This is a genomic window from Afipia sp. P52-10, assembly GCF_000516555.1.
Lineage (GTDB): Bacteria > Pseudomonadota > Alphaproteobacteria > Rhizobiales > Xanthobacteraceae > P52-10.
The window spans coordinates 159,115-184,904 of record NZ_AZSJ01000003.1 but is presented as its reverse complement, the minus strand read 5'-3'; the positions used below and the strand labels follow the sequence as shown (position 1 = coordinate 184,904).

Genomic DNA, 25,790 nt, shown 5'->3' with positions numbered 1-25,790 from the left:
AAGCGCGGTCTGTTCTAAAGCGCGGTGTGTTTCTCAGGCAGCCGGATATCGGCCGGATCGACCGGAGATACCGTGATTCCACCCGCCGACAAGGATGCCCCTTTTGCGATCGCGTCGGCAACCTTGTCGAGGCGCAGCAGGGCGAGGCCGCGGCCCGCGGCCGACGATCCCATCGTGCCGACCGTCTTGCCGTCGGCAACGATCTCGCTGCCGGTTGGCGGCAGACCGTCCACCGCAAGACGGATGGTGCGCGTGCGCGCGGTGCCGCGATGTTGCATGCGCGAGACCACTTCCTGGCCGATATAGCAGCCCTTGTCGAAGTTCACGCCGTGGAGGCGGTCCATGTTGGTCTCGTGCGGGAAGGCGTCGCCATAGGCGAAATCGAGGCCGCCCGCCGGCACGCCGCAGGCGATCCGGTGCGCCTCGTAGGCCGCTGCGTCGGCGAGGTCGGCGCCCAGCACGCCCGCGAGCTTGGAGGCCAGCTCCTGCGGCACCAGCACGCGGTAGCCCAGCTCGCTGTTGCGCGGATCGGCGAAGGCGAGATCGGGCATCATCGACGGCCTGCCGTCCCAGGCTGCCAGCACGCCGAGCTGGTCAGTGAGGTTGTCCACCGTCACCTTGGCGCGCAGCTTGTAGAAGCCGAGCTTGGTGGCGAGGGCTGCCGCAAGCGGTTTCGGGCAGTCGAGCAGGAAGCCGCCGCCATGGCCCGCGGGCGCCTCTGTAACCAGAAAGTCCGCGACGATCTTGCCCTGCGGTGTGAGCAGGGCAGCAAACCGCGCGGTTCCGGGCTGCACATCGGCGAGCTCGGAGGTCACCAGATTGTTGAGGAAATGCCGCGCGTCGTCGCCGCTGACCTTGACGACACCGCGATCGGGAAGAAACGCTGCTTTCATCTTGCGATTGCTCTTGCTACTGCGGTGGAACGTAAGGCGCGGAGGCAGAGCAGACAAGGGCCGCTTCGCCGGCGCGAACAGTCGGGACCGGAGAACCTATGAGTGCACGTTACGATGTGATTCTGAAGTCGGGCACCGTCGTCAACCAGGATGGCGAAATCCAGTGCGATCTTGCCATCAAGGATGGCCGGATCGCGGCGATCGGCGGACTGTCCGGCGCCTCGGCGGCCGAGGTGATCGAGTGCAAGGGCCTGCACATCCTGCCCGGTGTGATCGATACGCAGGTTCACTTCCGCGAACCCGGCCTCATGCACAAGGAAGACCTCGAAACCGGCTCGCGGGCCGCAGTCATGGGCGGCGTCACCGGTGTCTTCGAGATGCCGAACACCGATCCGCTGACGATCACCGAGGAGACCTTTTCCGACAAGATCCGCCGCGCGTCCCATCGCATGCATTGCGATTTCGCCTTCTACATCGGCGGCACCCGCGAGAACTACGAGCAGCTTCCCGTGCTGGAGCGGGCGGTCGGCTGCGCGGGGGTCAAGGTTTTCATCGGCTCATCCACCGGCAGCCTGCTGGTGGAGGACGACGACGGCTTGCGCAAGATCCTCAGCGTGATCCGCCGTCGTGCCGCATTTCATGCGGAGGACGAGTACCGACTGAACGAGCGCAAGGGACTGCGCGTCGAAGGCGATCCGCGGTCGCATCCGGTGTGGCGTGACGAGATCGCGGCGCTGACGGCGACGCAGCGGCTGGTGACAATCGCGCGCGAGTACGGCAAGCGCATCCATGTGCTGCACATCTCCACCAAGGAGGAGATGGAGTTCCTGAAAGACCATCGCGATGTCGCCTCCGTCGAGGTGACGCCGCATCACCTGACGCTGACCGCGCCCGAGTGCTACGAGCGGCTCGGCACCCGTGCACAGATGAACCCGCCGGTGCGCGACGCGGAGCACCGGGCCGGCATCTGGAAGGGCGTGGAGCAGGGCGTCGTCGATGTGCTCGGCTCCGACCACGCGCCGCATACGCTGGAAGAGAAGGCGAAGACCTATCCCGCGTCGCCGTCGGGCATGACCGGCGTGCAGACGCTGGTGCCGATCATGCTCGACCATGTGAATGCAGGTCGTCTGTCGCTCGCCCGTTTCGTCGATCTCACCAGTGCCGGGCCGCAGCGTCTGTTCAACATCGCCTGCAAGGGCCGGATCATGGCCGGCTACGATGCCGATCTGACCATCGTCGATCTGAAGCGCGAGGAGACCATCACCAACCAGTGGATGGCTTCGCGTGCCGGCTGGACGCCCTACGATGGCGTCAAGGTGAAGGGTTGGCCGGTCGGCACCTTCGTTCGCGGCAAACGGGTGATGTGGCAGGGCGAATTGCTGACGCCGTCATGCGGCGAGCCGATTCGTTTCATGGAGACGCTGAAGGCCTAACCCTCGCTGCCTTATTTGGCATCTGGATTGGTGCGCCCGAGGTGGGGCGTGCTGTCCGGCTGACGAGGCAAACTGGTTTACTGGCGCGCGGTGGTGATCGAGAACTCGCCGTTCTTCACTCGCGTCGACAGGCCCTCGACGAATTTCGCCACGGCGTCCTCGCCATAGGTGGTGACGAGTTCGGCAAAGGCGGTGAACAGGCTCGCCTGTGCCAGGCAGTCGCCGTCGATTCCCTCGAGGCGGGCCTCGGCCCAGGCTTCGTTCAGATAAAATAGCGCGGCCCGCTTTTGTGCGTCGTCGGCGAGCAGATCGTCGGTGGCGGAAACGGACATGGGCCTCACAGAAGCAGCTGGAAGCGCGGGTTTGCGAGCGATTCCAAAGCGGATGTGAATCCTGTCTAGCATGGGTTGCGGCGACGCCTAGCCCACATCTTTAGGAAAGGTTAATTGGCTTTCGCGGCAATCGGTTAAGAGGTCGAAAAGCGTTTGCCGTCGCTCCCGGGCAACACCTGCAAGACGCGCGAAGATGCGTTCGGGTGCGCGCGAATCACGCACGTCGTTGCCTTGATTCGACCGTGATTCCTAACAGTTCGCGCTCTGTGCGCGCGATGCGGAGACCAGTTCAGGTGACGCAGGAAATTCGGCTTTTATAATTCGCTCGGCGAGCCTAGTTGGCGTAGCGCGCGGTGAGGTCGCGGGAGATCTTCGAGCCTTCCGCCAGGTAGCGCTTGATCGCCAGGGTCGCAGCCGGTGTGCAGGTGCGATAGGTCTGCTGGAAGCCATAATAGCCGCGGTTGAAACTCGCGATCAACCGCGCGCGGCGTTCGCCGGACGGCGTTTCGGCATCCACCAGCGCCTGCATCTCGTCGCGCCACTTCTGGCCTTCGTTGGCGCCACAGATCTCGCGCAGGTAGTGCAGCGAACCGAGGATCTCGGCGAAGCGCTGCAGGTCGCCGTCGAACGGCGCGGCCGCATCCTGCGCCTGCGCGAGGCGCGGGGAGACGAGGCCTGCGCCGACGAGGCAGGCTGCGAGAACGAGAACGAAAGCCGTCTGTCGCATGGTTGGGCGCGGTCCGCAGAGTTGCCGGTCATATGACCGGTCGTCGCAGGCGAGGCAAGCCGCTGCGGCGTCTGATGAGCCTGTTCCGCCGATTTCCGGGCGAAATCAGGGCGCAGCCAACAGCCGCTCGGCCTGCCTGAGGATATCGATCAGCCCGTCGGTGGTGGGAAGGGTTGCGACGTCGCCGACCGGCATCCAGCGGGCGTCCTTGAGTTCGTCGTTGAGCGCGACGTCGCCCGCGCGCCAGCGGGCGGCGAAGGGCAGGATGACGAAATGGCGTCCGCGCTCACCCACCGCCTGCGGCAGGATAATCTCGCGATAGCCGGCGAGATCGATCACGTCGATCGTCAGCGCGGTTTCCTCGAGCACCTCGCGTTTGAGCGCCTCCAGCAGCGTCTCGCCGACTTCCACCCGCCCGCCCGGCAGCGTCCAAAGTCCCTTCGCCGGCGCGCTGGCGCGTTGAACGATCAGCACGTTTGTCTGCCGAAAGATCGCGGCGCTGACCGCCAGTTCGGGTGCGGGGCGGGACATCGTCATAACCTCGCCGACATGATCCGGTCAGCGTCACTCTGCGGCTCGACCCGTGGCGCCACCGCGGCGGCAGCGCCATTGATGACCCCGCCCATCTGGACGACCAGCGGCTTGAGCCAGTCGCTTGCCTGGGCCGCCAGCCGCAGCCGCGTTGCGTCGCGGGTGGTCTCGGTCATGGCGTTGCGGATGGCGACGAGGATTCCGGTCAATGTCTCGCAGAGCCCATCGAACCGCGCTCGGATCTCGGGATCGGCCGCATCGTAGGCGGCGATGGCCAGTTCGCGGCCCGTGAAGTTCGACTGCCGGAAATGTTCGCGATAACTGAGCGGCTGCCAGCTCAGAAAATCCTCGGCGCATTCGGGCATGGCCGGGATCATGTCCAGCAGCATGATCGCTTCGTTGAAATGATTGAGGTAATCGGTCGCAAGCCGCGTATGGGGATTGATGTGGGCGGCTGCCAGCGCCTGCGCGCTCAACGCGTCCGGCCCCAGGGCAGGGGAACACATATCAACAGGGGCTGATCTCATCTGCCGCATTGTTGGGCTTTGTGGTTAATTCCCGCTGAAATCCGAGACTCCTCTCGGCCAGTTTGGAAAATTTGTTCGATGTGTGGGCGGTTCGTCATCGTGTCGTCACCGGAAGCCATCCGGCAGATGTTCGGCTATCCACATGGTCCGAACTTTCCGCCGCGCTTCAACATCGCGCCGACCCAACCCGTTCCTGTCGTCCTGCAGGAAAGCGGCGGGCGGCAGTTTCGCTTGATGCGCTGGGCCTTTCTGCCGGCCTGGGCGAAGGAGCCGGCGAAGTTCGGACTGGTCATCAATGCGCGCGCCGAAACCATCGTCGAGAAGCCGGCGTTCCGCAACGCGATCCGCCACCGCCGCTGCCTCATTCCTGCTGACGGCTATTTCGAATGGCAGGACATGGGCACGCGCAAGCGGCCGCTCTACATCCATCCCACAGCGGGCGGGCCGATCGCCTTTGCCGCCGTCTATGAGACCTGGGCCGGGCCGAATGGCGAGGAGGTCGACACCGTCGCCATCGTCACGACGGCGGCGAGCCCCGATCTGAGCTCCTTGCATCATCGCATGCCGGTCACGATCGCGCCGGAGGCGTTCCCGCGCTGGCTCGATTGCATCGACAGTCCGCTCGACGAGGCGATGGCGTTGCTCGCCGCGCCGCCGGTCGGTACGTTCGCCTGGCATGAGGTTTCGACTGCGGTCAATCGCGTGGTCAATGACGATGCGGGACTGATTGCGCCGATCTCCGCCGAGGAGGTCGCGCGAGAGGCGGCCGAGGCGAAGGCGGAAGCAGAGGCGAAACGCGCGCGCGCTCGGGTTTCGCGCAAACCGGTGTCGAGTGATCAGGGATCGTTGTTCTAAAGCGTGATCCGGAAAAGTGTGAAGCGGCTCTCCGAAAAAGATCATGCTTGAACAATGAGCTAAAGCGCGAGGATGATTCATCTCAATCTCGTCGCGCGATAGCGCATCGACCCGAAAAGTGTGTGCGGTTTTCGGACAAGCCGATGCACAAAAACGAGAGCTGGGACGCCGGACGATCTCGTAGTATCGGGCCGCGCTTTGGTGATGCGGCCATTCGCACCGATGCTGTGGCCGGTCAGATCACCTTGCCCGGATTGAGGATGCCGTTCGGATCCAGCGTGGCCTTCAACGTCCGCATCAGTTCGAGCGCCACCGGGTCCTTCACATGCGTCAGCTCTTCGCGCTTCATGAAGCCGATGCCATGCTCGGCCGAGATCGACCCGCCATAAGCAAGGACGATGCCATGCACCACCTCGTTCATGTCGTGCCAGCGATCGAGGAACGCATCCTTGTCCGCACCAGCAGGCTGACTGACATTGAAGTGGATGTTGCCGTCGCCGAGATGTCCGAACGGGCAGGGACGGCAGCCGGGGATCAGCGCGACCACCGCCGCGCTCGCCTTCGCCAGGAATTCCGGAACGCTGGCGACCGGCACCGAGACATCGTGCTTGATCGAGCCGCCTTCCGGCTTCTGCGCGTGTGGGATGAAGTCGCGAATGGTCCAGAACGCGCGGCGCTGATCGAGGCTCGCGGCGATCGCCGCGTCGTCGACGATGCCCTCCTCCATGCCGCGCGACAGGATTGTTTCCATCGTCTCGCTCAAGGATGCGCCCGGCGAGGTGAGCTCCATCAGGACGTACCAGGAGTGACGCTCCTGCAAGGGCGCGCGGATGCCTTCGCCATGGCGGACGCAGAAATCGATGGCGATGTCCGGCAGCAGCTCGAAGCTCGTCACGCTGTTGCTCGCCTCGGACCGGGCGATGCCGAGTAGCGCAAGCGCATCCTGCGGTGACTTCAGCCCGACAAACGCGGTTTCCACCGCGCGCGGCTTCGGGAACAGCTTCAGCACGGCGGCGGTGATGATGCCGAGCGTGCCCTCCGCACCGACGAACAGGTTGTGCAGATTGTAGCCGGTGTTGTCCTTCTTCAGCTTCGACAGCGCGTTGAGGATGCGGCCGTCGGCCAGCACCACTTCGAGACCGATCACGAGGTCACGGGCGACGCCGAAGGCGAGCGCGGTGTTGCCGCCGGCATTGGTGGAGAGATTGCCGCCGATGGTGCAGCTTCCCTCCGCGCCGAGCGAGAGCGGGAAGAAGCGGTCGGCCTCGCTGGCACGCTCCTGGATCGTCTGCAACACGACACCGCTCTCGCAGGTGACGGTGTTGGACTGGGTGTCGAGATCGCGGATGCGGTCGAGCCGGCGCAGCGACACCACGACTTCGCCGTTGTGCGGGGTCTGGCCACCGACGAGGCCGGTGTTGCCGCCCTGCGGCACGATCGCGGTGCGGGTCTGGTTGGCGAGTTTGCAGATCGCGGCGACTTCGGCCGTCGTGCCCGGACGCAGCACCAGCGATGAGCGGCCCTGATAGAGCATGCGCTCTTCCGTCAGGTAGGGCGCGATCTCGTTCGGATCGGTGACCGCGTATTTGTCGCCGACGATGGCGGCGAAGCGCTGGAGCAGCTCAGGCGACAGGTCCGGCAGCACCGGCTCGATCTTGTTCATGGCGTCTTCCACATCGTCTTCGGTTGGTCTGAGCTTAAATGGCCGCGCGGCGCAACCGGTCGTTGATCGCCTCGCCGAGGCCTTCGTCCGGGATCGGCATCACGGCAATCGTCTGGGCGCCGTTGCCGTCCAGCTCGCGCAAAGCACGGAACAGGGTGGCGGCGGCCTCGACCAGGTTGCCGCGCGCAGACAGATTGATCACGGCCGAAGCTTTGTCCATCCCCGGAATCGCCGCCGGGCCGAACGCCAGCAGGGCTTCGCCGGGGCCGACCGCCGTCGCATTCAGGCGAACGGCTGCGCGCGGCGCGTAATGCGACGCGAGCATACCGGGAGCAAGCGGCTGTTCGCCGCCGTGGTGTTGCGGCAGTTCGGCGAGCGGCCGATCGAGAACGGCCTCGATGTCCCCGCGCGGGACTCCGCCGGGGCGAAGCAGCAGCGGCCGCTCGAAGCAGCCGACGATGGTGGATTCGAGGCCGACGGGAGTCGCGCCGCCATCGACGATCAGGTCGATCCTGCCCGCAAGATCCGCCTGAACGTGCGGGGCGGTGGTTGGCGAGACGTGACCCGACACGTTGGCAGATGGCGCAACAACGGGCTTGCCGAAGGCGGCAAGGATGGCGCGCGCCACCGGATGCGCCGGAATGCGGATGGCGACGGTGTCGAGGCCGGCGGTGGCGAGGTCGGCGACGTCGCATCCCGCCGCGCGGGACACCACCAGCGTCAGCGGGCCCGGCCAGAATGCGTTGGCAAGCGCCTCCGCCGTCGCGTCGAACCGGCCGATTCGCCGTGCGGCATCCAGATCGGCGACATGGGCGATCAGCGGATTGAAGGAGGGGCGGCCCTTGGCCAGGTAGATTCGTGCGACCGCCTCGGCCTGGGTCGCGTCCGCGCCGAGCCCGTAGACGGTTTCTGTGGGAAACGCGACCAGACCGCCAGCAGCAAGGCAGCGCGCGGCTGCGCCGGTGGCATCAGCGCCAGCAATCACCATGCGGGTTTCGGTCCGGACCGTCATGTCACAGGGTTTCCATAGAAGTTGCGACTGGTTGTGCCGGATGCCTTGCAGTGGGGCAAGACGGACGCTATAAGCCGCCCACTAAATCGGAGTGTGGCTCAGTCTGGTAGAGCACCTCGTTCGGGACGAGGGGGTCGCAGGTTCAAATCCTGCCACTCCGACCATGTTATCAAGGGCTTAGGCCAGGCCGCCCTTAATTCCCGCCCAGGTTGTCTGAATCTCTGAAAATAAGTGGCTGGTTCAAAGCCGAGCGCGTGCCTGTGCTGACGCGTTAGCGCTTGGCCTCGGCAGGCCCTCGGCAGGCTTATGCCCTGTTCGGGTGTTGGCCCATGGCGCACGGGAACCTAGCGTCATGCCACAGGAAAGAGCCGATCGGCTGGTTCTGCGGCCGATCCCGTCACCGGAACTGGGCGCGGCAGGCCGGACTGAGCTTCTTGATGTTCTGCTCCATGCAGGCGGTGATCTTCGGCACGTTAGGGACGAATTGGCGGCAGAAACGCATCGCATCGGCGCGGCAGGCCCGCCGTTGCTCGAGCGTCCCGGCAGCGTGAGCCAAGGATGATCCGGCCAGGACACAGGCGAGCGCGAGGATCGGCGTGGTGAAGGGCCTCATGACAGAACTCCCTTTAGATGCATGTCTATCGGTGCCGCGTCCTGCGGAGCCCGTCCATCATAGCGAGGGGCCATGGCTCGCCAAGGGCTCCCGAAGGTCCACAGCATTCGGTTGACAGCCGGCCTTAATATCTGTTTGTTTGCAAACAAACATATTGCTCGTTCGGTTCCCATTCGTTTTGATCCGAGGTGCTGCATGACGATTGAACGGTTTGACGTGGTGATCATCGGTGCCGGCCTCTCGGGCATCGGCGCGGCCCGCTATCTGAAGACGCGCCTGCCGGGCAAGTCGTTCGTGGTTCTCGAGAGCAAGCCGCGCATGGGTGGTACCTGGGACCTGTTCCGCTATCCCGGCATCCGCTCCGACAGCGACATGCACACCATGGGTTACGCGTTCAAACCCTGGAAGCATCCGAAGGCGATCAGCGATGGACCCTCGATCATCTCCTACATCAAGGAGACCGCAGCCGAGAACGACATCGATCGCCACATCCGCTATGAGCAGAAGGTGATCAGCGCCTCGTGGGTGTCGGAGACCTCGACGTGGACGCTGGAGCTTGAACAGGCCGACGGCAGCCGCAGCCAGATCGCCTGCGCCTTCATCTTCTCCTGCGCCGGTTATTACAATCACCATGAGGGCTACCTGCCCGAATGGCCCGGCTATCACGATTACAAGGGCACGCTCGTTCATCCGCAGTTCTGGCCGGAGGACCTCGACTACGCTGGCAAGCGTGTGGTCATCATCGGCTCGGGCGCGACCGCGGTGACGCTGTCGCCCGCGCTGGCGGAAAAGGCGGCGGAAGTGATCCAGTTGCAGCGGTCGCCGACCTACGTGGTCAGCCGTCCCTCGGAAGATGCGTTCAACACCTTTCTCAAGCGCTTCCTGCCCGATCAACTCGCCTATCAGGCGACCCGCTGGCGTACCATCATTGCCGGCCGGCTGCGCGCGAAGCGTTTCGCCAAGGACCCGCAGGGCATGAAGAAGATGCTGGTGGACCTCGCGGTGGCGGAAGTCGGGCCGGACTGTGATCCGAAGCACTTCACGCCGGACTACTGGCCGGGCCAGCAGCGCATCTGCCGCGTGCCCGACAGCGATATGTTCAAGGCAATCCGCTCGGGCAAGGTGAAGATGGTCACCGACAAGATCGAGCGTTTCGACGCTACCGGCATCCAGCTCGCCAGCGGCCAGCATCTCGACGCCGATATCATCGTCACCGCGACGGGGCTCGTGCTGCAGGCGCTGGGCGGGGTCAAATACGCGGTGGACGGGCAGCGGATCGAGCCGGGTAAGCTCTTGATGTTCAAAGGCTTCATGTACTCGAACATGCCGAACCTGATCTACTTCACCGGCTACTTCAACGCGTCATGGACGCTGAAGGTCGATCTGGTCGCCGACTACGCCTGCCGGCTGCTGAAGCATATGGACGAGACCGGCGCGAAGCAGGTCACGCCGCGCGCCGACAATGCGGTGTTCGCAAAACCGGGGATCCCGAACCGCTTCATCTCCGGCTATATCCGCCGCGCGGCGGGGCGTGTGCCCAAGATGGGCGCCGAGTTTCCATGGTTCACCGAGCAGAATTATTTCTGGGACCGCAAGACGCTGCTGCGCGGCAAGGTCGATGACGGCACGCTCGACTTCTCGGGACCGAAGCCGGTCGTCCTGCCGGACCTGCAGCGGGCCGAGCCGGTGCTGCAGCAGGCTGCGGAATAGGTGAGCCGGCCTGAGGCCGCTTTCATGTGGTGCATGAGGCTCGCTACGGGCGAACAGGTGCAAATGGATGGCGATGGCTGTCGCTCAACGCAAAACTGAGGTGGGCCGCACCCATGCGGAGCGGCGGCGCGAGGCGGAAACGCGGATCGTGCAGGCGGCGTTCGATATCGTCGCCAAGCGCGGCGTCGATCAATTGACGCTGGCCGAGGCCGGCGAGGAGGCCGGTTACAGCCGCGCGCTCCCGGCGCACTATTTCGGCAACCGTGACGTGCTGCTCGCCGCCGTCGCCGAGCATGCCGTGAATCAATACCGCCGGCGCGTGGTCGAAAAGAATCTGCCGACGGCTGCGGGCCTTGAGCCGATCCTGACGGGCATTGCGTTCTATCTGGACGACAGCCGCAGCTGGCCGAAGCGGCTGAAGGCATTTCACGAGGTGACGAACGCGGCGCTGCGCTGGCCATTGATTGCCGAGGTGACCGCCAAGCTGAATCGGGAGCAGGTGGAGCGTTTCGCGCAGCAAATCCGTGCGGCGCAGGCGCTCGGCGAGATCAGGGCCGATATCGATCCGGTGGCCGAGGCGATCACCGTCAGCGGCACGATCCGGGGCATCATGGCCCAATGGCTGGTGGCGCCGGACAGCATCGATCTCGATGCCGTCCGTGACGGCTTTATCGCAGGCCTGCGACGCAACTGGGCCGCGTAGCGGCGGAACCGGCCCTCGACGCCGGACGAGCCGCCGCTCATAAGCCTGCGCGCGCGACGAATCACCCTTTCACCGACGCCTTGTATCGCCTAAGGGAGCCGCAATCTTCGTGAAGTGCGTGTCCCATGATTCGTCTCGACAACATCAGCAAGCAGAACGGCCATCAGATTCTCTTCATCGAGGCGTCCGCCGCGCTCCAAAAGGGCGAGAAGGTCGGCCTCGTCGGTCCCAACGGCGCAGGCAAGACCACGCTGTTCCGGATGATCACGGGCCAGGAGCAGCCCGACGAAGGGCAGGTCTCGGTCGATCGCGGCGTGACCATCGGTTACTTCAGCCAGGACGTGGGCGAGATGTCCGGCCGCAGCGCCATCGCCGAGGTGATGGACGGTGCGGGGCCGGTCAGCGCGGTTGCTGCCGAGCTGCGGGAGCTCGAAACCGCGATGGGCGACCCTGCGCGCGCGGACGAGATGGAAACGATCATCGAGCGCTACGGCGAGGTGCAGGCCCGCTTCGAGGAGCTCGACGGCTACGCGCTCGACGCGCGGGCGCGCGAGGTGCTGGCCGGGCTCGGGTTCAGTCAGGAGATGATGGAGGGCGATGTCGGCAAGCTGTCCGGCGGCTGGAAGATGCGCGTGGCGCTTGCCCGCATCCTGCTGATGCGTCCGGATGCGATGCTGCTCGACGAGCCGAGCAACCATCTCGACCTGGAAAGCCTGATCTGGCTGGAGCAGTTCCTGAAGAACTATGAGGGCGTGCTGTTCATGACCTCGCACGACCGCGAGTTCATGAATCGCATCGTCGACAAGATCGTCGAGATCGATGCCGGCTCGCTGACGAGTTATTCCGGCAACTACGCTTTCTACGAACAGCAGCGCGCGTTGAGCGACAAGCAGCAGCAGGCGCAGTTCGAGCGGCAGCAGGCGATGCTCGCCAAGGAGATCAAGTTCATCGAGCGCTTCAAGGCGCGCGCCTCGCATGCGGCCCAGGTGCAGAGCCGCGTCAAGAAACTGGAGAAGATCGAACGGGTCGAGCCGCCGCGGCAGCGTCAGACCGTGGTGTTCGAATTCATGCCGGCGCCGCGCTCCGGCGAGGACGTCGTCAGCCTGAAGAACGTGCACAAGAGCTATGGCACCCGCAGCATCTATCAGGGACTGGATTTCCATGTCCGCCGTAAGGAGCGCTGGTGCGTGATGGGCGTCAACGGCGCGGGGAAGTCCACGCTGTTGAAGCTCGTTGCCGGTGCGGCCGAACCGGATGCCGGCACGGTGGCAGTGGGCGGCAGCGTCAAAATGGGATACTTCGCCCAGCACGCGATGGATCTGCTGGACGGCGAACGCACCGTCTTTCAGTCGCTGGAAGACTCGTTCCCGCAAGCAGGCCAAGGCTCGCTCCGGGCACTCGCGGGATGTTTCGGCTTCTCCGGCGACGATGTGGAGAAGCGGTGCCGGGTGCTGTCGGGCGGCGAGAAGGCGCGGCTCGTCATGGCGAAGATGCTGTACGATCCGCCGAACTTCCTGGTGCTGGACGAGCCGACCAACCATCTCGACATGGCGACGAAGGAAATGCTGATCGCCGCCTTGGCGGAGTTCGAGGGCACCATGTTGTTCGTCTCGCACGACCGGCACTTTCTCGCAGCCCTGTCGAACCGCGTGCTGGAGCTGACGCCGGATGGCGTGCAGCAGTATGGCGGCGGCTACACCGAATATGTCGCGCGCACGGGTCAGGAGGCGCCGGGACTGCGTCCGCTGTAGGCCATTCCGCGCAGGCCATTGCGAGGCGCATCGCGCATCGCTACGCTCCCCGCGCAACAGGGAGGCACAAGGCATGCAGATCACGTTCAAGGGCAAGCGGGTGGTCGTTTGCGGCGGCAGCAGGGGCATCGGTCGGTCGATTGCGCTCGGCTTTGCCGAGGCGGGCGCCGCGGNTTCGATCTGCGCGCGTGGTCGCGGCGCGCTCAATGCGACCGCCAAGGAGATCGAGGCGTTCGGCGTACCGGTCCATGCCGGCGAATGCGATCTCGCGAACAAGGAGGCCATTGCTGCCTATATCGATTCGGCCGCGAAAGCGTTGGGCGGCATCGATGTTCTCGTCAACAACGCCTCCGGCTTCGGTTCGACCGACGACGAGGCAGGCTGGGCGCGCAGCATGGAGATCGACGTGATGGCGACGGTGCGCGCCTCGCATGCCGCCATTCCGCACCTGGACCGTAGTGGCGGCGGTGCGATCCTCAACATCTCGTCGATCTCCGGTCTCGGCGCCAGCGCCCGCTCCGCGCCTTATGCGGCGGTGAAAGCCGCAGTGATCAACTACACCATGTCGCAGGCGGCGATGCTCGCGCCGAAGAAGATTCGCGTGAACGCGATCGCGCCGGGCTCGATCGAGTTTCCCGGCGGCATGTGGGAGCAGCGCAAGACCAGCGACCCGAAGCTCTACAATGGCGTGCTGCATTCAATCCCGTGGGGCCGGCTCGGACGGCCGGAGGAAATCGCCAACGCCGCGGTGTTTCTTTGCAGCGCCCAGGCAGGCTGGATCACCGGACAGACGCTGACGGTGGACGGCGGGCAGATGCTCTGACCGCACCAGAACAGCCCCTCTTGCGGAGGGACTGTTCTTCTGGAGCGTCGCGATCAGGACGTATGGCCGGGGTCGATATGGTTTGGCGTTTTCTTGCGCCGCTGCGGTGTCATCCGTGCCGGATCGGGTTTACCGGGCTCGCCGCGCGGGCCCAGCTCGGCGCGCTGCATGTCGTCTTCGGACAGGCGCGGCTGGCCATCTTCAAGCTGACCGCCGCCATCCATGAACTGTTGCTCGAAATTGCGTTCGCGTTGCATCTGCGTCCTTTTCTCTCTGGTCGTTCCTCAATGTGTCGTTTCTCCACGAGGCCGGCCGATCGAGGCGCCGTTGGTCCAGCAAGCCTGGATGTCATCCGGCAATGCGCGCTTGACCTTTTCGATCTGTCCGGGAGAGACGTAGTGGCTCAGCGTGCCGAACACGGCGTCGATTGCGTCCGGCGCGGCGACCGGTCTGATATCCGATAGCCAGCGCTGCACTTCGGCGACGAACTCGTCCCTGTTCCATTTCGCCGGCTGCTTCGCAGGCTCGTACTGATCGTAGTAGACGCCGCGGATCAGCAGCGGCAGCTCGGCGCCAAGGTGAGCCGCGAGATCGACGGGAAGGCGGTCACGCAGCTTGTGCAGGACGACGGACAGTACCTTCCACGCGACCTGCCGGTCCGGGCCGACCTTCGTCTCGATTTCCTTGAGCCAGATATGCGTGGTTTGAAGCGTCTTGTCGAAGACATCCAGGCCAGACGCGCTCATGCTGCTCTCCAAGTCTCGTATTAAGGTCTCGCACTTCCTCGTGTCCGGTTCGAACGCCGCGCGCATGCGGTCGTTCCAGAGCATGTCGATGTTCCGATATGGTGCGATTTCGCAATGCAGCGTACATGCGACCGGTGATTGGTCTGACGCCGTGATCAACGGGCCAGCATGCGTCGAACGTCGGTGGAGGGCATGCCACGATCGCGGAAACCGGCAATGCAAATCCGCGCCTCCATTCGGAACGGACGGAATGCTAAGCGACGGTTGGTCGCAGCCACATCCGCACGATGTGAGCGGCGGCCGTCACCTCATTGCGCGTGTCCGCGTCAACGTTTTCAGCGAAGGTTTCCATGGACTTTACAATTCCCGAGGAGTGGGTCGCCTTCGGCGATGCCCTGATCCGCTTTATCGATCGCGAGGTTGTGCCGCTCGAGCAGAAGCACCGCGCGCTGCTCGCCAGCGACCGCACAGTGTTCGGCGAGGACGGCCGTTATGTGCCGGAGGTGCTGGCGCTGCGCCGCAAGGTGCGGATGATGTCGGCGGAAAACGGCTTCTACACTGCGCTCAGCGCCGAGCAGCTCGGCGGCGGCGGGCTGCCGGCGCAGGCTGCGGTCTACATCCAGGACCGGCTGAACGCGCATATCGGTCCGACCCGGCATCTGGTGCATACGGTGGTGCTGCCGTCGCCGTTCACCAACGGCCTGTCGCCGGTGCTGCGGCATCTCGATCCGAAGGTGCTGAAGCGGTACCAGGACGGCATCGCCAGCGGCGACAAGACGCTATGCTTTGGCCTCAGCGAGCCCGATGCGGGCTCCGACGTGTTCGGGATGAAGACGCGCGCGGTGCGCGACGGCGACGACTGGGTGATCACCGGCACCAAGCAGTGGATCACCAACGCGCCCTACGCTGACTATGCGATGGTGTTCGCCGTGACGGAGGAGAGCAAGGCGAAGGAGGGGCGCGGCGGCATCACCGGTTTCTTCCTGCCGACCACGACGCCCGGCTTTTCGGTGCCGAGCGTGATCCCGACCATGGGCCATCTCGGCGCGGAGATCGGCATCGTCACCCTCGACAAGGTGCGGGTGCCGGACAGCCATCGCTTGGGTCCAGTGGATCGCGGCTTGTCGGTGGCGCTCGACGGCGTCAATGCCGGCCGCCTCAGCATGGCGGCGTCCTGCACGGGCCTGGCGCGCTGGGCGCTCGATCAGGCGCTGGCCTATTCGAAAACCCGCAAGACCTTCGGCAAGCCGATCGCCGAGCATCAGGCCGTGCAGATCATGCTGGCCGAATGCGCGATGGATATCTACGCGTGCAAGTCGATGATCCGGCACTGCGCCTGGCTCGTGGATGAGAAGCAGCCGGCGACGAAGGAGGTTTCGATCGTCAAGGCGTCGGCGACGGAAATGCTCTGCCGCGTCATGGATCGCTGCATCCAGATCCATGGCGGCATGGGCCTCACCAACGAGCTGCGGTTGGAGGAGGGCTACCGCTTCGCGCGCACCATGCGCATCCCCGACGGTACCTCGGAAATCCAGCGCCGCACCATCGCGCGGCGCCTGCTCGATGGCGACACCGCCCTCTGATCGCGCGTTGGCAGCAGCACGGCAGCGGCGACGGCTCTTACCTCCGGGTGAGAGCCGCAACGTGTGGCGAGGCGGAAGAATCTCGCTACACTGCGGCCATGTCCCGCATCGCCGCATCCCCGCTTCCCTTGACCCAGACCCAAGCCAGGCACATCTGGCTGCACGCGCAGCGGCTGACCAGCCGCGCGCCGTTCGGTGAGGGGCCGGAGGCGGTTGCGGCCGCCGTCGCCCATCTCGGCTATGTTCAGATCGACACCATCAATGTCATCGAGCGGTGTCATCACCACATTCTCTGGAGCCGCATCCCGTCCTATCGGCGCGAGCACCTGCATCGGGCGCAGAGCGTCGACAAGAGCGTGTTCGAGTACTGGACGCATGCTCTGTCTTACGTGCCGACGCAGGACTTGCGTTTCTTCGTCGCGGCGATGAAGCGGCGCAAGCGTGAAGCGGGCACGCGTTTCAAGACGGTGACGCCCACGGACCTGCGCAAGGTTCTGTCGCGTATCCGCAAGGATGGCGCGCTGACGATTCGCGATATCGACGACGACGTGCTGGTGGAGAAGGATCATCCCTGGGCCAGCCGCAAGCCTTCGAAACGTGCCTTGCAACTCGCGTTTTACAGCGGTGTGCTGACCATCAGCGCGCGCGAGGGCATGCTCAAGACCTACGAACTGCTGCCGCGTCATTTCGGCTGGACGAAGCTGCCGAGAGCGGCCTCGGCGAAGGAGACCGCAGATTACATGCTCGACCGCGCCTTGCGCGCGCAAGGGGTCGTCAGCCTGGATTCGATCTGCCACCTCGATGCCAAGAGCAAGCCTGCGGTCCGGCGATCGATCGAAGCGAGGCTCCGCCGCAAGGAGCTGGTTGCGGTCGCGCTGGAAGGCGCGGAGAAGCAAGAGCACTGGGCCAGCGCGGAGCTCGTCGAGGTCATGGATGCTCCGCTGCCCGAGTTGGTGCACATCCTGTCGCCGTTCGATCCACTGATCATCCAGCGCAAGCGAACGAAGCTCGTGTTCGATTACGACCATCGCTTCGAGGCTTATCTGCCGAAGGAGAAGCGCCAGTTCGGCTACTTCGCCCTGCCGGTGCTGGTCGGCGACACCATCGTCGCGGCGCTCGATCTCAAGGCGGACCGTGTGAAGGGCAAGCTTCTGCTGCAGAAGTGGAACTGGGTCGGCAAGGGCGAGCGCAAGGTGTTGCGGCGGCAGATCGAGGACGAGCTGCATCGGTTCGAGCGGTTTCAGCTGCCTGACTGAGCGTTCCGGCCGGCGCCCCGGCAACAGGGCGGCGGGGTCCGAGCGCTAAAGCGCGATGAGATTTGGATAAATCATCCCCGCGCTTCAGCTCATTATCCAACCATGATCTTTTCGGAAAACCGCTTCGCACTTTTCCGGATCATGCTTTAGGTCGCATCGACCCAAATCAAAGCGTCCGATTCTTCCGAGAACCGGACGCTGATCTGCGCTGGTCGTCAGCTGCTGGGGTGCTCAGGTCGCCGCGAGGCCCGCCGGTTTCTTCGCCAGCGCCATTTCGCGGCGGACCAGCGAGAACGCGCCCAGCGTCACCAGGACCACCAGGAGCTGAATGCCGAGCGCCTCGACGGTCGGGTTGAGGCCGAGGGCTTCGAGCCAGGAGGCATGCTCGACCGGCGTGAAGGTGATGATGTTCTGCTCCTGGAATTCCTGAATCGCGTCGCCGATGAACTTCACACCCATCACGAACAGGAACAGCGAGGTGATGATGAACAGCGGGCGCAGCGGAATGCGGCGGGCGATCCCGTTGATGACATAGAACAGCGCGGCAAGCAGGACGACAGCGATGGCGAGGCCGGCGAACAGGCCGACGCTCCATCCGCCCTCGGCGCCTGCCAGCGCGGTGATGAACAGCACCGTTTCCGCGCCCTCACGGAACACGGAGAGGAAGGCGAGCACGCCGACCGCCCAGGCGGTGTCCTGCGCCAACGCCTGGTCCGCCTTGGTGGAGACGAAATCCTTCCAGGCCTGCGGGTCTTGTTTGATCATCAGCCAGCCGGCGACATACAGCATGATGACGGACGCGGCGATGATGACGAAGGCTTCGAGCAGATCGTTGTGATTGCCGGAATTGAAGACGGCGAACGCCCAGGCGGTCACGATGCTGGCAGCGACGGCGGCGAGGGCGCCGAGATAGAGCGCCTTGACGCGGTGCGCTGAATCGACTTTGCGCAGATAACCCGCCAGAGCGGCGATCACGAGCATGGCCTCTAAGCCTTCACGCAACAGGATGACGGCGGCCTGGACGAGAACACTGGACATAGCGCTTCTTCAATGACTACGAGGGATCAGGAGGCGTCTTGATATACCGGAGATGCGATGGAGAATACCTGCCGGCGATCAGGAATGCGGGATTGAACTTAGAATCTGTCTATGCTTCCGAGCCTATGCTCCGGCGGCTGCATGCGCAGGGGCCGGGCGTTGCGCATCTGAGAATCCAAGGCGCATGGCGTGCGCCGTAACCTCGTGGCGATAATCGCGCAGCATCAGCTCGAAGGCGGCGAACGCCTCGATGCGGAACTCGCTCAGCACCTTGTGCGCCGGCAGCCGCCGATCGCCGATCGCGCGCTTGAGATGGTCGAGCCGTTCCGATTGCTCGGCCCAGAGCTGATCGATCAGCGCCAGCATGATCCGCCGCAGCACTTCGCCGATTGCTTGCCGGCCGATTGCAGCCACCTTGCCGTCCATCCACTGCCTCGCGGTCGCGCTGATCTCCGCCCGCAGCGCCGCGCGGTCCGGATCGGCGGGAACAGGGATCGCCAAGGTGAGGATCGCGCGGATCGAGGCATCGAGGCCGGCCGCGTCGCAGGTGCTGCCGGGCCGGGCAAACGTCGCCATCAGGTCATCGATGGTGTCCTCGCGGAGCCGGTCGACCAGCGCGAGCGGGTCGCCATCGTCCCGAACCGATAGTCTTCGATCGTAGATCACGCGCCGTTGCAAATCGATCACCTGATCGAAGCGCGCAAGCGATAGGCGCTGCTCGAGACTGGCCGCAGCATGCCGCGCCTGTGCCGTGGCGATGCGCTCGGCGAGCGGCGGGGTTCTGGTGTTTGGTCGCTCGTTGGTTGTTTGCAGCACGGCGTCGTCGGGAGCGGCGTGGATGATCGAGCGGCCCGGATCGCCTTGTCGTCCGGCGCGGCCGCGCAGTTGTGCGTCGAGACGGGCATGATCGTGGGGCTCGGTGCCGAGCACCAGCAGTCCGCCCGCCGCGAGAGCGCGTTGCTGCAGCGTCGGGTCGCCGGCGCCGAGCCGGATATCGGTGCCGCGCCCGGCCATCGCGGTGGCGATGGTAACGGCGCCGGGCAGACCGGCGAGGGCGATGATCTCGGCCTCGCGCGCATGATAGCGCGCGTTGAGGACCGTGAAGGTCCTGCCCGCGACCGCGCCATCCGGATCGCGCGGGAGCGGCGTATCGAAGTCGTGCTGGCGCCAGCCATGCCTCGTCAACACAGCGGCGAAAGCCTCCGACCGCTCGATCGACGGCGTGCCGATCAGCACCGGCTGCTGGCGTTGTTTGGCTTCCTCAATCAAACCCAGAATTGCATCGATCTTGGCGACTTGGCTGGCGTGGTGTTCGGTTTCATCGATGCGGATCACCGGCCGGTGCGGGGGAACCGCCAAGGTGTCGAGGTCGTAGATCGTGCGGTATTCACGGGCATCCTGGATGGCGGTGCCGGTCATGCCCGCGAGTTTGTCGTACGCGCGCAGGAACGTCTGGAAGGTGATCGACGCCAGGATGCGGCTTTCCTCGCCGATCGGCTGATTTTCCTTGGCTTCGAGTGCCTGATGCAGCCCATCGTCATAGCGGCGCCCCGGCATCAGGCGTCCGGTCAAGCCATCGACGATGATGATCGCGCCGTCATGCACGACATAGTCGCGGTCGCGCTTGAGCAGGACGCGCGCGCGCAGCGCCTGGGTGACGTGGTGCAGCACCGCCACCGATCCGACATCGAACAAGCCCGCATGCGGCTTCAAGAGGCCCGCCCGCCGCAGGGCGGCCTCCACGGTCTCGGCACCGGTCGTCGAGAGCGAGACGCGCCGCTTGTCCGGCTCGCAGTCATAATCCCGAGAACCGAGCGTTGCGACGATCCGGTCGACGCTGGTGTAGAGCGTCGAATGGTCGCCGAGCGGGCCGAACAACGACAGCGGTACGCGGGCTTCGTCGATCATCACGGCGTCGGCTTCGTCCACGAGCGCGAAGGCGAGGCCGCGCTGAACGGTGTCGGCCGCATCGAATTTCATATTGTCGCGCAGATAGTCGAAACCGAACTCGCTGGCGGTTCCGTAAGTGATGTCGGCGCGGTACGCGGTGCGGCGCGCCTCATCGTCGAGAGCGCTGGTGATTGTACCGACGCTGACACCGAGGGCGGCGTAGACCGGCCGCATCCAGGCCGCGTCGCGTTCGGCGAGGTGATCATTGGGAACGGCGATATGGACGCCGTGCCCGCCGAGCGCGTTGAGGAAGGCGGCGAGCGTTGCCGCCAGCGTCTTGCCTTCGCCGGTCTTCATCTCGACCAGCAGGCCGTCGTGCAGCGCCAATCCGCAAACGAGCTGCGCTGCGACAGGATCTTCGCCGAGGGCGCGCCGCGCGGCCTCCCGCGCCATCGCAAACGCCGGCATCGTCAGATCGGACAGCAAAGTTCCGGACCGCACGCGTGCGCGCAGTTGCTGCGCTTCGTCTGCGAGCGCCGCCTCCGACAGCGCGCGGTAGCGCGGGGCGAGGCGGATGATCGCTTCGGCGGTACGGGTGTAGCGGGCGAGCCGGCGGGTGCGACCTGCGCTGAACGCGCGCTTCGCCAGCGACAGGATCATTTCAGATCGAAACGGACCGGCACCGAGAACGCGAATTGTGTGCCGGGAACGTCGGCCGGCGGCGTCGGTAGCGGCTGCGCCCGTTGCAACAGGTCCAGCGTCTCGCGATCGAGCGCCGCCGATCCGCTGCTCTTCACGACGTTGGAGGAAATGACGTGCCCGGTGCGATCGACCACGAACGAGACCTTGGCGATGCCATGCTCGCGTCGGGCTTGAGCCGCGGCGGGATAACGCTTGTTGCGCTGCAGGTGCATCGCCAGCTTGCGCTTCCAGCTCAGCACCGAACCGGTTCGCACCGCGGCGGCGGTCGGCGCGGTGGTGGTCGATGCGGAGACGAGCGGCGGCGCCGCATTCGGCGTCTTCTCGGCCTCGTCCTTCTTGTCGTCCTCGGTCTTCTTTTCCGTCGGTGCGGCGGTCGCGAGGGCGACGTCCGGGTTCTCGACGGCAGGCAAAGGCGGCGTCGGCACAGGCTCATCCTGCTTCGGCTGCTCGTCCTTGACCGGCTCCGTCTCGGCCTCGCTCTTCAACTCGGCCTTTTCCATCGGCGGCGGCGCGACGTCTGTCTGCATCTGCTCCTCGCCCGGAGCGATGTCGCGCGCTTGCGCGTCCTTGAACGATTCGGTGGTGAAATCCACTTCGACCGCGCTGACTGTATCGAGCACGTCGCCTTCGGTCTGGGTCGTCAGCAGCGCAGCGGCGATGCCGCCATGCAATGCCAGCATGGTCGCGAAGCAGACGCTCCAGCGCAGCAGCTCCTGCTTGGTGAAATGGCCATAGGAGAACGGCACGCTCATTGCGCCGCTCCGCTTTCCAGGCCCACCAGCGCGATCTTGAGGAAGCCGGCGCTGCGCAATTCGTTCATCAGCGCCATGACATCGCCATAGGGGATGGTCTTGTCGGCGCGCACGAAGATGCGCTTGTTGTGATCGCCGGTCACGGCCCGATGCAGCGAGGCGGCGAGAGTGGTGCGCGAGACCGGCGTCTCGCCGACGGCGAGTGAATGATCGGCCTTCAGCGTGACGAACACCGGTTTGTCGGGGCGTGGCTGGCGCTTCACCGTCGAGGCCGGCAGGTCGACCGGAACGTCGACGGTGGCGAGCGGCGCGGCGATCATGAAGATGATCAGCAGCACGAGGATCACGTCGATGAACGGCGTGACGTTGATCTCGTGGACCTGTTGCAGGTCGTCGCCGGTTGATTGCTGAAGTTGAACGCCCACGACGCGCCCTTCGTTGTTCGGTTATTCGGCGGCGCTGCGGCGCGGCATGAATTCGAGCCGGTCGAGATCGCGGCTGACCATCCGCATCAGTTCGGCCGACGCGTCGCTGAGCAGGCTGCGATAGCCGGTGATCGAGCGGGCAAACATGTTGTAGATGACGACGGCAGGAATGGCGGCGACGAGTCCCAGCGCAGTAGCGAGCAGCGCTTCGGCGATGCCGGGGGCGACCACGGCGAGGTTCGTCGTCTGCGATTTCGAGATGCCGATGAAGCTGTTCATGATGCCCCAGACTGTGCCGAACAGGCCGACGAATGGGCCGGTCGAACCGATGGTGGCGAGAATGCTGGTGCCGCGGGTCATGCGTTGGGCGGCGCCGGCTTCGATGCGGCTGAACAGCGAGGCGACGCGTTCCTTGATGCCTTCGTGGTTCATCGCATTGCGCGAACGCTGCAACTCGTGCGCTGCCGCTTCGACGAGCTGGCCGACATCGCTGGTGCTGCCGCGGAACATCTCTCTGGCTTCGGCGAGCGAGTCGGCGTCGCGCAGCGTGCGGATGTCGCGCGTCACCTTGCGCCGCGCGTTCAGCATTTCCAGCGCTTTGGCCAGCCACACCGACCAGGTCACGACCGAGGCGAAGGCAAGGCCGATCATCACCGCTTTGACGATCCAGTCCGCCGCCTTGAACATGCCGATCGGCGACAGGTCGTGCGGCAGCACAGGCTCCGCCTCCAGCGGCACCGGCTGGCTCGCCGCCGGATCGGCGGGCTGGGGCGCGGCGGTAACAGGAGCATCTGTTGCGGGAGCGGTCGGCGGATCGGCACTGACTTGCGCGAGCGATACGCCCGGAGCCGCAAGAAGGCTGATTGCGAATAATCCCGCGAGGCACAGGCGCGACAGTCGCCGGGTGCTCGATCGTCCTGAAACTGTTGCCATTACGTCAAGTTCGCTCGGAGTGGTCACATTGCAGCGACGGCGATGAGCTGGGGCTCGGTCGCGTTCGTCCGTCGCGGACCACGTGGTCCTAACGCGCTCATGCCGCGAAGCAAACAAGCAAGCGCGGGCTGGCTTTAGAATCCCTTTAAGAGGGTGCGATTCAGAGCGTGCCGTTTAGAATGAGTTTAAACTAAGGGTTCCAGGCCGATCGCCAAGCGGATCGTGATGTCCAAAATTTGTTCGCATGCGAGGCTGAAAATAGAAGCTCTATAAACGGAGGTGAGTCCGGGTCCGGTTTGGTTGCGACGGAAAATTGAAGCGTCTATCAGCGTCAATGTGCCGCTACGGTGAATAAGAAATGTCGCGGCGTTCAGTGACTGGGGACGTGGGCTATGACGATCAAGGCAATCCGCTACGCGGCTGATGGATCAGGCGCGCCTTCTTCGGCGATTTCGAAGCTGGCCTGGAGCAAGGCGACCATCGGCATCGCATCGGTGATGCTGATGCCGGACTCCGCCGACGCCCAGCCGGTCAGCAGCGGCGATGATCTGCCCCAGGTGCGGGTGACGGCGCCGAAACGGCAGCAGGCCAAGCGCCAGCCCGTCCGCCGGGCGCCGGTCGCGCGCGGGCCGGCCGTTGCGGCACCGGTTGCCCAAGCTGTCCCCGTCAATCCGGTCGTCGGTGATGGTGCAGGCGTTGCCGGTTACCAGACGCCGGCGCAAAGCGGACTGTCGCGGTTTCCGACGCCGCTCGCGAGCACGCCGCAGACCGTCAACGTGGTCTCGCAACAGCTGATGCAGGATCAGCGGACCACCTCGGTCCAGGAAGCGCTGCGCAACGTGCCGGGCATCACCTTCACTGCCGGTGAGGGCGGCATTCAGGGCGACAACGTCACCATCCGCGGCTACTCCGCGCGCAACGACTTCTATCGCGACGGCATTCGCGATCCGGGTTGGTACGCGCGCGATGCCTTCAGCTTCGATCGCGTCGAGGTCTACAAGGGGCCGTCCTCGTTCCTGTTCGGCCGCGGTTCGACCGGCGGCGTGATCAACATCGTCGGCAAGCTGCCGCAGAACCGCGACTTCACGGTGCTCGAAGGCACCGGCAGCTCGGCGATCGGCGGGCGTATGATGGTCGACTTCAACAAGACCTTCGGCCAGTTCGCCACGCGTATCGCTGCGGTCGGCTATGAGACCGATATCGCCGGACGTGACTTCGCCCACATCAAGCGGTTCGGTTTCGCGCCGTCGATCTCCTATCAGTTCACCCCGCAGACCAAGAACACGCTGAGTTACGTCTACCAGAACGACGACAACATCGCCGACCGCGGCATTGTCATGCTGCCGGGTTCGTATTTCGGCACGGCTTACCGGCAGCCGGCACCGGTGCCGCGCAACACCTGGTATGGTGTTGCCACGCCCGGGCAGAACGATGTCGAGAAGACCGAGGCGCACAACCTGGTGAACAAGTTCGAGCATGAGTTCATGCCGGGCCTGAAGTTCACCAACACCACCGGCGTCTCCTATGTCGAGCGGTTCAATCGCACGCGGCCGGTGCAGCTCTCGAACCTGAATACGGCGACGTCGAATCTCTTTACCGATCCGACCTGGGTAGCGGTTACGAACCCGCCAGCCAACGATCCCAATCGAATTGCAACGCCGGGGCGTCCGCTCACGCCGGGAACGGCGCTGAGCAGTCTCTGGGTGCAGAACACCAATCACTTCCAGAACCAGACCAACAACTTCCTGGTCAGCAACGTCAGCGACATCAATGCGAAGTTCGCGACCGGCTTCCTCGAGCACAATGTGCTGGCTGGCCTCGAACTCAGCCATGAGACGCGCGACAACTATCGCACCACGTTCAGCGATTCTTATCGCGTCAACATCGCCAATCCAAATCCGTGGGTGAGCGGAACGCTCGGCCCGAACACGGCGGCGACCGAGTCGCGCGCCAATGCAGTCGGCGTCTACATTCAGGATCAGTTGAAGGTCACCAACTGGCTGGAACTGCTCGGCGGCGTCCGCTTCGACAATTTCACCGCCAAGAGCAACACCTTCACGATCACGCGGGCGACCGGTGCGGAAAGCGGTCTCGTCAGCCTGAACACGGACAACAACTTCGTCACCTATCGCGCCGGTGTGGTCGTGCATCCGACCGAATGGTCGTCGATCTATTACATGCACGGAACCTCGGCGAATCCGCCGGCAGAGTTCACCACCATCACCAACGGCCTCCAGGCGCTGAAACCGGTGACCTCGGAGATCGATGAAGTCGGCGCCAAGGCCGATATCCTCGACAAGCGGCTCAGCCTCAATGCGGCGCTGTTCCGTATCAAGAAGCAGAACGACTACGAGAATCGCGGCACGTCGGCTGCACCGGACTACGTGCCGGTCGGCACGACCCAGGTGCAGGGCTTCGAGATCGGCGCCACCGGCCGCATCACGCCGCAGTGGAGCGTCTTCGGCGGCTACGCCTATCTCGAATCGAAGGTTCTCGATTCGCTGACCGTCGCCAACATCGGCCACGAGCTTGCGGTCACGCCGAAGAACACCTTCTCGATCTTCACCACTTACGACCTGACGCCGGAATGGACGGTCGGCGGTGGCGCGTTCTTCGTCGACTCGCGCTGGTCGAGCGTGGCCAACGACGCCCGGATTCCGAGCTATTGGCGGCTGGACGCGATGGCGGCCTACAAGGTCAATCGCAACTTCACGGTCCAGCTCAACGTCTACAATCTGACCGACGAATACTACTTCGACACCGTTGCGGGAGCGGGATTCGCGGTGCCGGGGCCGGGGCGCTACGTGTCGCTGTCTGGACGGGCTCAGTTCTGACCAGCGTACAGATGTAGCGATCGGAAGCCGGTGCATGCCCGCACCGGCTTCCTCATTT

General features: G+C 64.7%; 24 protein-coding genes and 1 tRNA gene. 10 read left to right on the top strand and 15 right to left on the bottom strand.

The window, feature by feature from the left end; translation table 11 throughout:
• Positions 1-14 precede the first annotated feature (14 nt).
• Positions 15-893 (bottom strand): folate-binding protein YgfZ, encoded by an 879-nt coding sequence (locus X566_RS02340; protein ID WP_034463139.1) that lies wholly within the window; start codon positions 891-893, stop codon positions 15-17.
• A 98-nt stretch (positions 894-991) separates the two neighbouring features.
• Between X566_RS02340 and X566_RS02335 the strand changes: the two genes are divergently transcribed.
• Positions 992-2,326 carry a dihydroorotase gene (locus X566_RS02335; RefSeq protein ID WP_034463138.1) on the top strand — a complete coding sequence of 445 codons (1,335 nt, stop codon included), beginning with the start codon at positions 992-994 and terminating at the stop codon, positions 2,324-2,326.
• A 77-nt stretch (positions 2,327-2,403) separates the two neighbouring features.
• Here the strand turns inward: X566_RS02335 and X566_RS02330 are convergent, their stop codons facing one another.
• From X566_RS02330 to X566_RS02315, 4 genes are all read right to left on the bottom strand, one after another.
• Positions 2,404-2,658, bottom strand: a complete 255-nt coding sequence (locus tag X566_RS02330) for a hypothetical protein (protein ID WP_034463137.1) — start codon at positions 2,656-2,658, stop codon at positions 2,404-2,406.
• A gap of 334 nt (positions 2,659-2,992) precedes the next feature.
• Positions 2,993-3,385, bottom strand: coding sequence for a TIGR02301 family protein (locus X566_RS02325; RefSeq protein ID WP_034463136.1), 393 nt, complete (start codon positions 3,383-3,385; stop codon positions 2,993-2,995).
• Positions 3,386-3,490: 105 nt separating this feature from the next.
• Positions 3,491-3,916 carry an NUDIX hydrolase gene (locus tag X566_RS02320; protein WP_409337803.1) on the bottom strand — a complete coding sequence of 142 codons (426 nt, stop codon included), beginning with the start codon at positions 3,914-3,916 and terminating at the stop codon, positions 3,491-3,493.
• A 2-nt stretch (positions 3,917-3,918) separates the two neighbouring features.
• Complete coding sequence (locus X566_RS02315) at positions 3,919-4,422, bottom strand: hypothetical protein (RefSeq protein WP_034463132.1); 504 nt, start codon at positions 4,420-4,422, stop codon at positions 3,919-3,921.
• 99 nt (positions 4,423-4,521) lie between these two features.
• Here X566_RS02315 and X566_RS02310 point away from each other — a divergent pair, with 99 nt between their 5' ends.
• Positions 4,522-5,298 (top strand): SOS response-associated peptidase, encoded by a 777-nt coding sequence (locus X566_RS02310; protein ID WP_034463130.1) that lies wholly within the window; start codon positions 4,522-4,524, stop codon positions 5,296-5,298.
• A 235-nt stretch (positions 5,299-5,533) separates the two neighbouring features.
• On the opposite strand, the gene X566_RS02305 is transcribed toward X566_RS02310, so the two are convergent.
• A complete protein-coding gene (locus X566_RS02305; RefSeq protein WP_034463127.1) occupies positions 5,534-6,961 on the bottom strand; it encodes an FAD-binding oxidoreductase in 1,428 nt (475 codons plus the stop codon).
• A gap of 34 nt (positions 6,962-6,995) precedes the next feature.
• Entirely contained in the window at positions 6,996-7,973 is a 978-nt protein-coding gene (locus X566_RS02300; RefSeq protein ID WP_034463125.1) for an L-threonylcarbamoyladenylate synthase, read from the bottom strand.
• A gap of 87 nt (positions 7,974-8,060) precedes the next feature.
• On the opposite strand from X566_RS02300, the gene X566_RS02295 reads away from it, so the two are divergent.
• Positions 8,061-8,137: transfer RNA gene (locus tag X566_RS02295), tRNA-Pro, on the top strand.
• A gap of 233 nt (positions 8,138-8,370) precedes the next feature.
• Here X566_RS02295 and X566_RS02290 read toward each other — a convergent pair.
• Positions 8,371-8,586: a hypothetical protein gene (locus X566_RS02290; RefSeq protein ID WP_034463124.1), complete on the bottom strand. Its 216-nt coding sequence runs from the start codon at positions 8,584-8,586 to the stop codon at positions 8,371-8,373.
• Positions 8,587-8,781: 195 nt separating this feature from the next.
• Here X566_RS02290 and X566_RS02285 point away from each other — a divergent pair, with 195 nt between their 5' ends.
• From X566_RS02285 to X566_RS02270, 4 genes are all read left to right on the top strand, one after another.
• A complete protein-coding gene (locus X566_RS02285) occupies positions 8,782-10,296 on the top strand; it encodes an NAD(P)/FAD-dependent oxidoreductase (protein WP_051443816.1) in 1,515 nt (504 codons plus the stop codon).
• A 73-nt stretch (positions 10,297-10,369) separates the two neighbouring features.
• Positions 10,370-10,999 carry a TetR/AcrR family transcriptional regulator gene (locus X566_RS02280; RefSeq protein ID WP_160170429.1) on the top strand — a complete coding sequence of 210 codons (630 nt, stop codon included), beginning with the start codon at positions 10,370-10,372 and terminating at the stop codon, positions 10,997-10,999.
• Positions 11,000-11,124: 125 nt separating this feature from the next.
• Positions 11,125-12,750, top strand: a complete 1,626-nt coding sequence (locus X566_RS02275) for an ABC-F family ATP-binding cassette domain-containing protein (RefSeq protein ID WP_034463118.1) — start codon at positions 11,125-11,127, stop codon at positions 12,748-12,750.
• A 73-nt stretch (positions 12,751-12,823) separates the two neighbouring features.
• Entirely contained in the window at positions 12,824-13,573 is a 750-nt protein-coding gene (locus tag X566_RS02270) for an SDR family NAD(P)-dependent oxidoreductase (protein ID WP_034463117.1), read from the top strand.
• A 53-nt stretch (positions 13,574-13,626) separates the two neighbouring features.
• Here the strand turns inward: X566_RS02270 and X566_RS02265 are convergent, their stop codons facing one another.
• Together X566_RS02265 and X566_RS02260 are read right to left on the bottom strand one after the other, a co-directional pair.
• Positions 13,627-13,830, bottom strand: a complete 204-nt coding sequence (locus tag X566_RS02265; RefSeq protein WP_034463116.1) for a hypothetical protein — start codon at positions 13,828-13,830, stop codon at positions 13,627-13,629.
• 27 nt (positions 13,831-13,857) lie between these two features.
• Positions 13,858-14,319: a DUF2267 domain-containing protein gene (locus X566_RS02260; protein WP_034467623.1), complete on the bottom strand. Its 462-nt coding sequence runs from the start codon at positions 14,317-14,319 to the stop codon at positions 13,858-13,860.
• A 350-nt stretch (positions 14,320-14,669) separates the two neighbouring features.
• Between X566_RS02260 and X566_RS02255 the strand changes: the two genes are divergently transcribed.
• On the top strand, positions 14,670-15,902 hold the full coding sequence (locus X566_RS02255) for an acyl-CoA dehydrogenase family protein (RefSeq protein WP_034463115.1): 1,233 nt from the start codon (positions 14,670-14,672) through the stop codon (positions 15,900-15,902).
• 98 nt (positions 15,903-16,000) lie between these two features.
• Positions 16,001-17,158, top strand: a complete 1,158-nt coding sequence (locus tag X566_RS02250) for a winged helix-turn-helix domain-containing protein (RefSeq protein WP_034463114.1) — start codon at positions 16,001-16,003, stop codon at positions 17,156-17,158.
• Positions 17,159-17,389: 231 nt separating this feature from the next.
• Here X566_RS02250 and X566_RS02245 read toward each other — a convergent pair whose 3' ends face one another.
• The 5 genes from X566_RS02245 to exbB form a co-directional block, all read right to left on the bottom strand.
• Positions 17,390-18,196, bottom strand: coding sequence for an FTR1 family protein (locus X566_RS02245; protein ID WP_034463112.1), 807 nt, complete (start codon positions 18,194-18,196; stop codon positions 17,390-17,392).
• Between the two features lie 123 nt (positions 18,197-18,319).
• A complete protein-coding gene (locus X566_RS02240) occupies positions 18,320-20,746 on the bottom strand; it encodes a DEAD/DEAH box helicase (RefSeq protein WP_051443814.1) in 2,427 nt (808 codons plus the stop codon).
• Positions 20,743-21,540 carry an energy transducer TonB gene (locus X566_RS02235; protein WP_034463111.1) on the bottom strand — a complete coding sequence of 266 codons (798 nt, stop codon included), beginning with the start codon at positions 21,538-21,540 and terminating at the stop codon, positions 20,743-20,745. The genes X566_RS02240 and X566_RS02235 overlap by 4 nt, the downstream gene beginning before the upstream one ends.
• The gene (exbD, locus tag X566_RS02230; protein ID WP_034463110.1) at positions 21,537-21,965 is read right to left on the bottom strand and encodes a TonB system transport protein ExbD; all 429 of its coding nucleotides are present in this window, start codon (positions 21,963-21,965) and stop codon (positions 21,537-21,539) included. The genes X566_RS02235 and exbD overlap by 4 nt, the downstream gene beginning before the upstream one ends.
• A gap of 21 nt (positions 21,966-21,986) precedes the next feature.
• Positions 21,987-22,898: a tonB-system energizer ExbB gene (gene exbB / locus X566_RS02225; RefSeq protein WP_034463109.1), complete on the bottom strand. Its 912-nt coding sequence runs from the start codon at positions 22,896-22,898 to the stop codon at positions 21,987-21,989.
• 392 nt (positions 22,899-23,290) lie between these two features.
• On the opposite strand from exbB, the gene X566_RS02220 reads away from it, so the two are divergent.
• A complete protein-coding gene (locus X566_RS02220; protein ID WP_081740018.1) occupies positions 23,291-25,732 on the top strand; it encodes a TonB-dependent siderophore receptor in 2,442 nt (813 codons plus the stop codon).
• Positions 25,733-25,790: the final 58 nt, after the last annotated feature.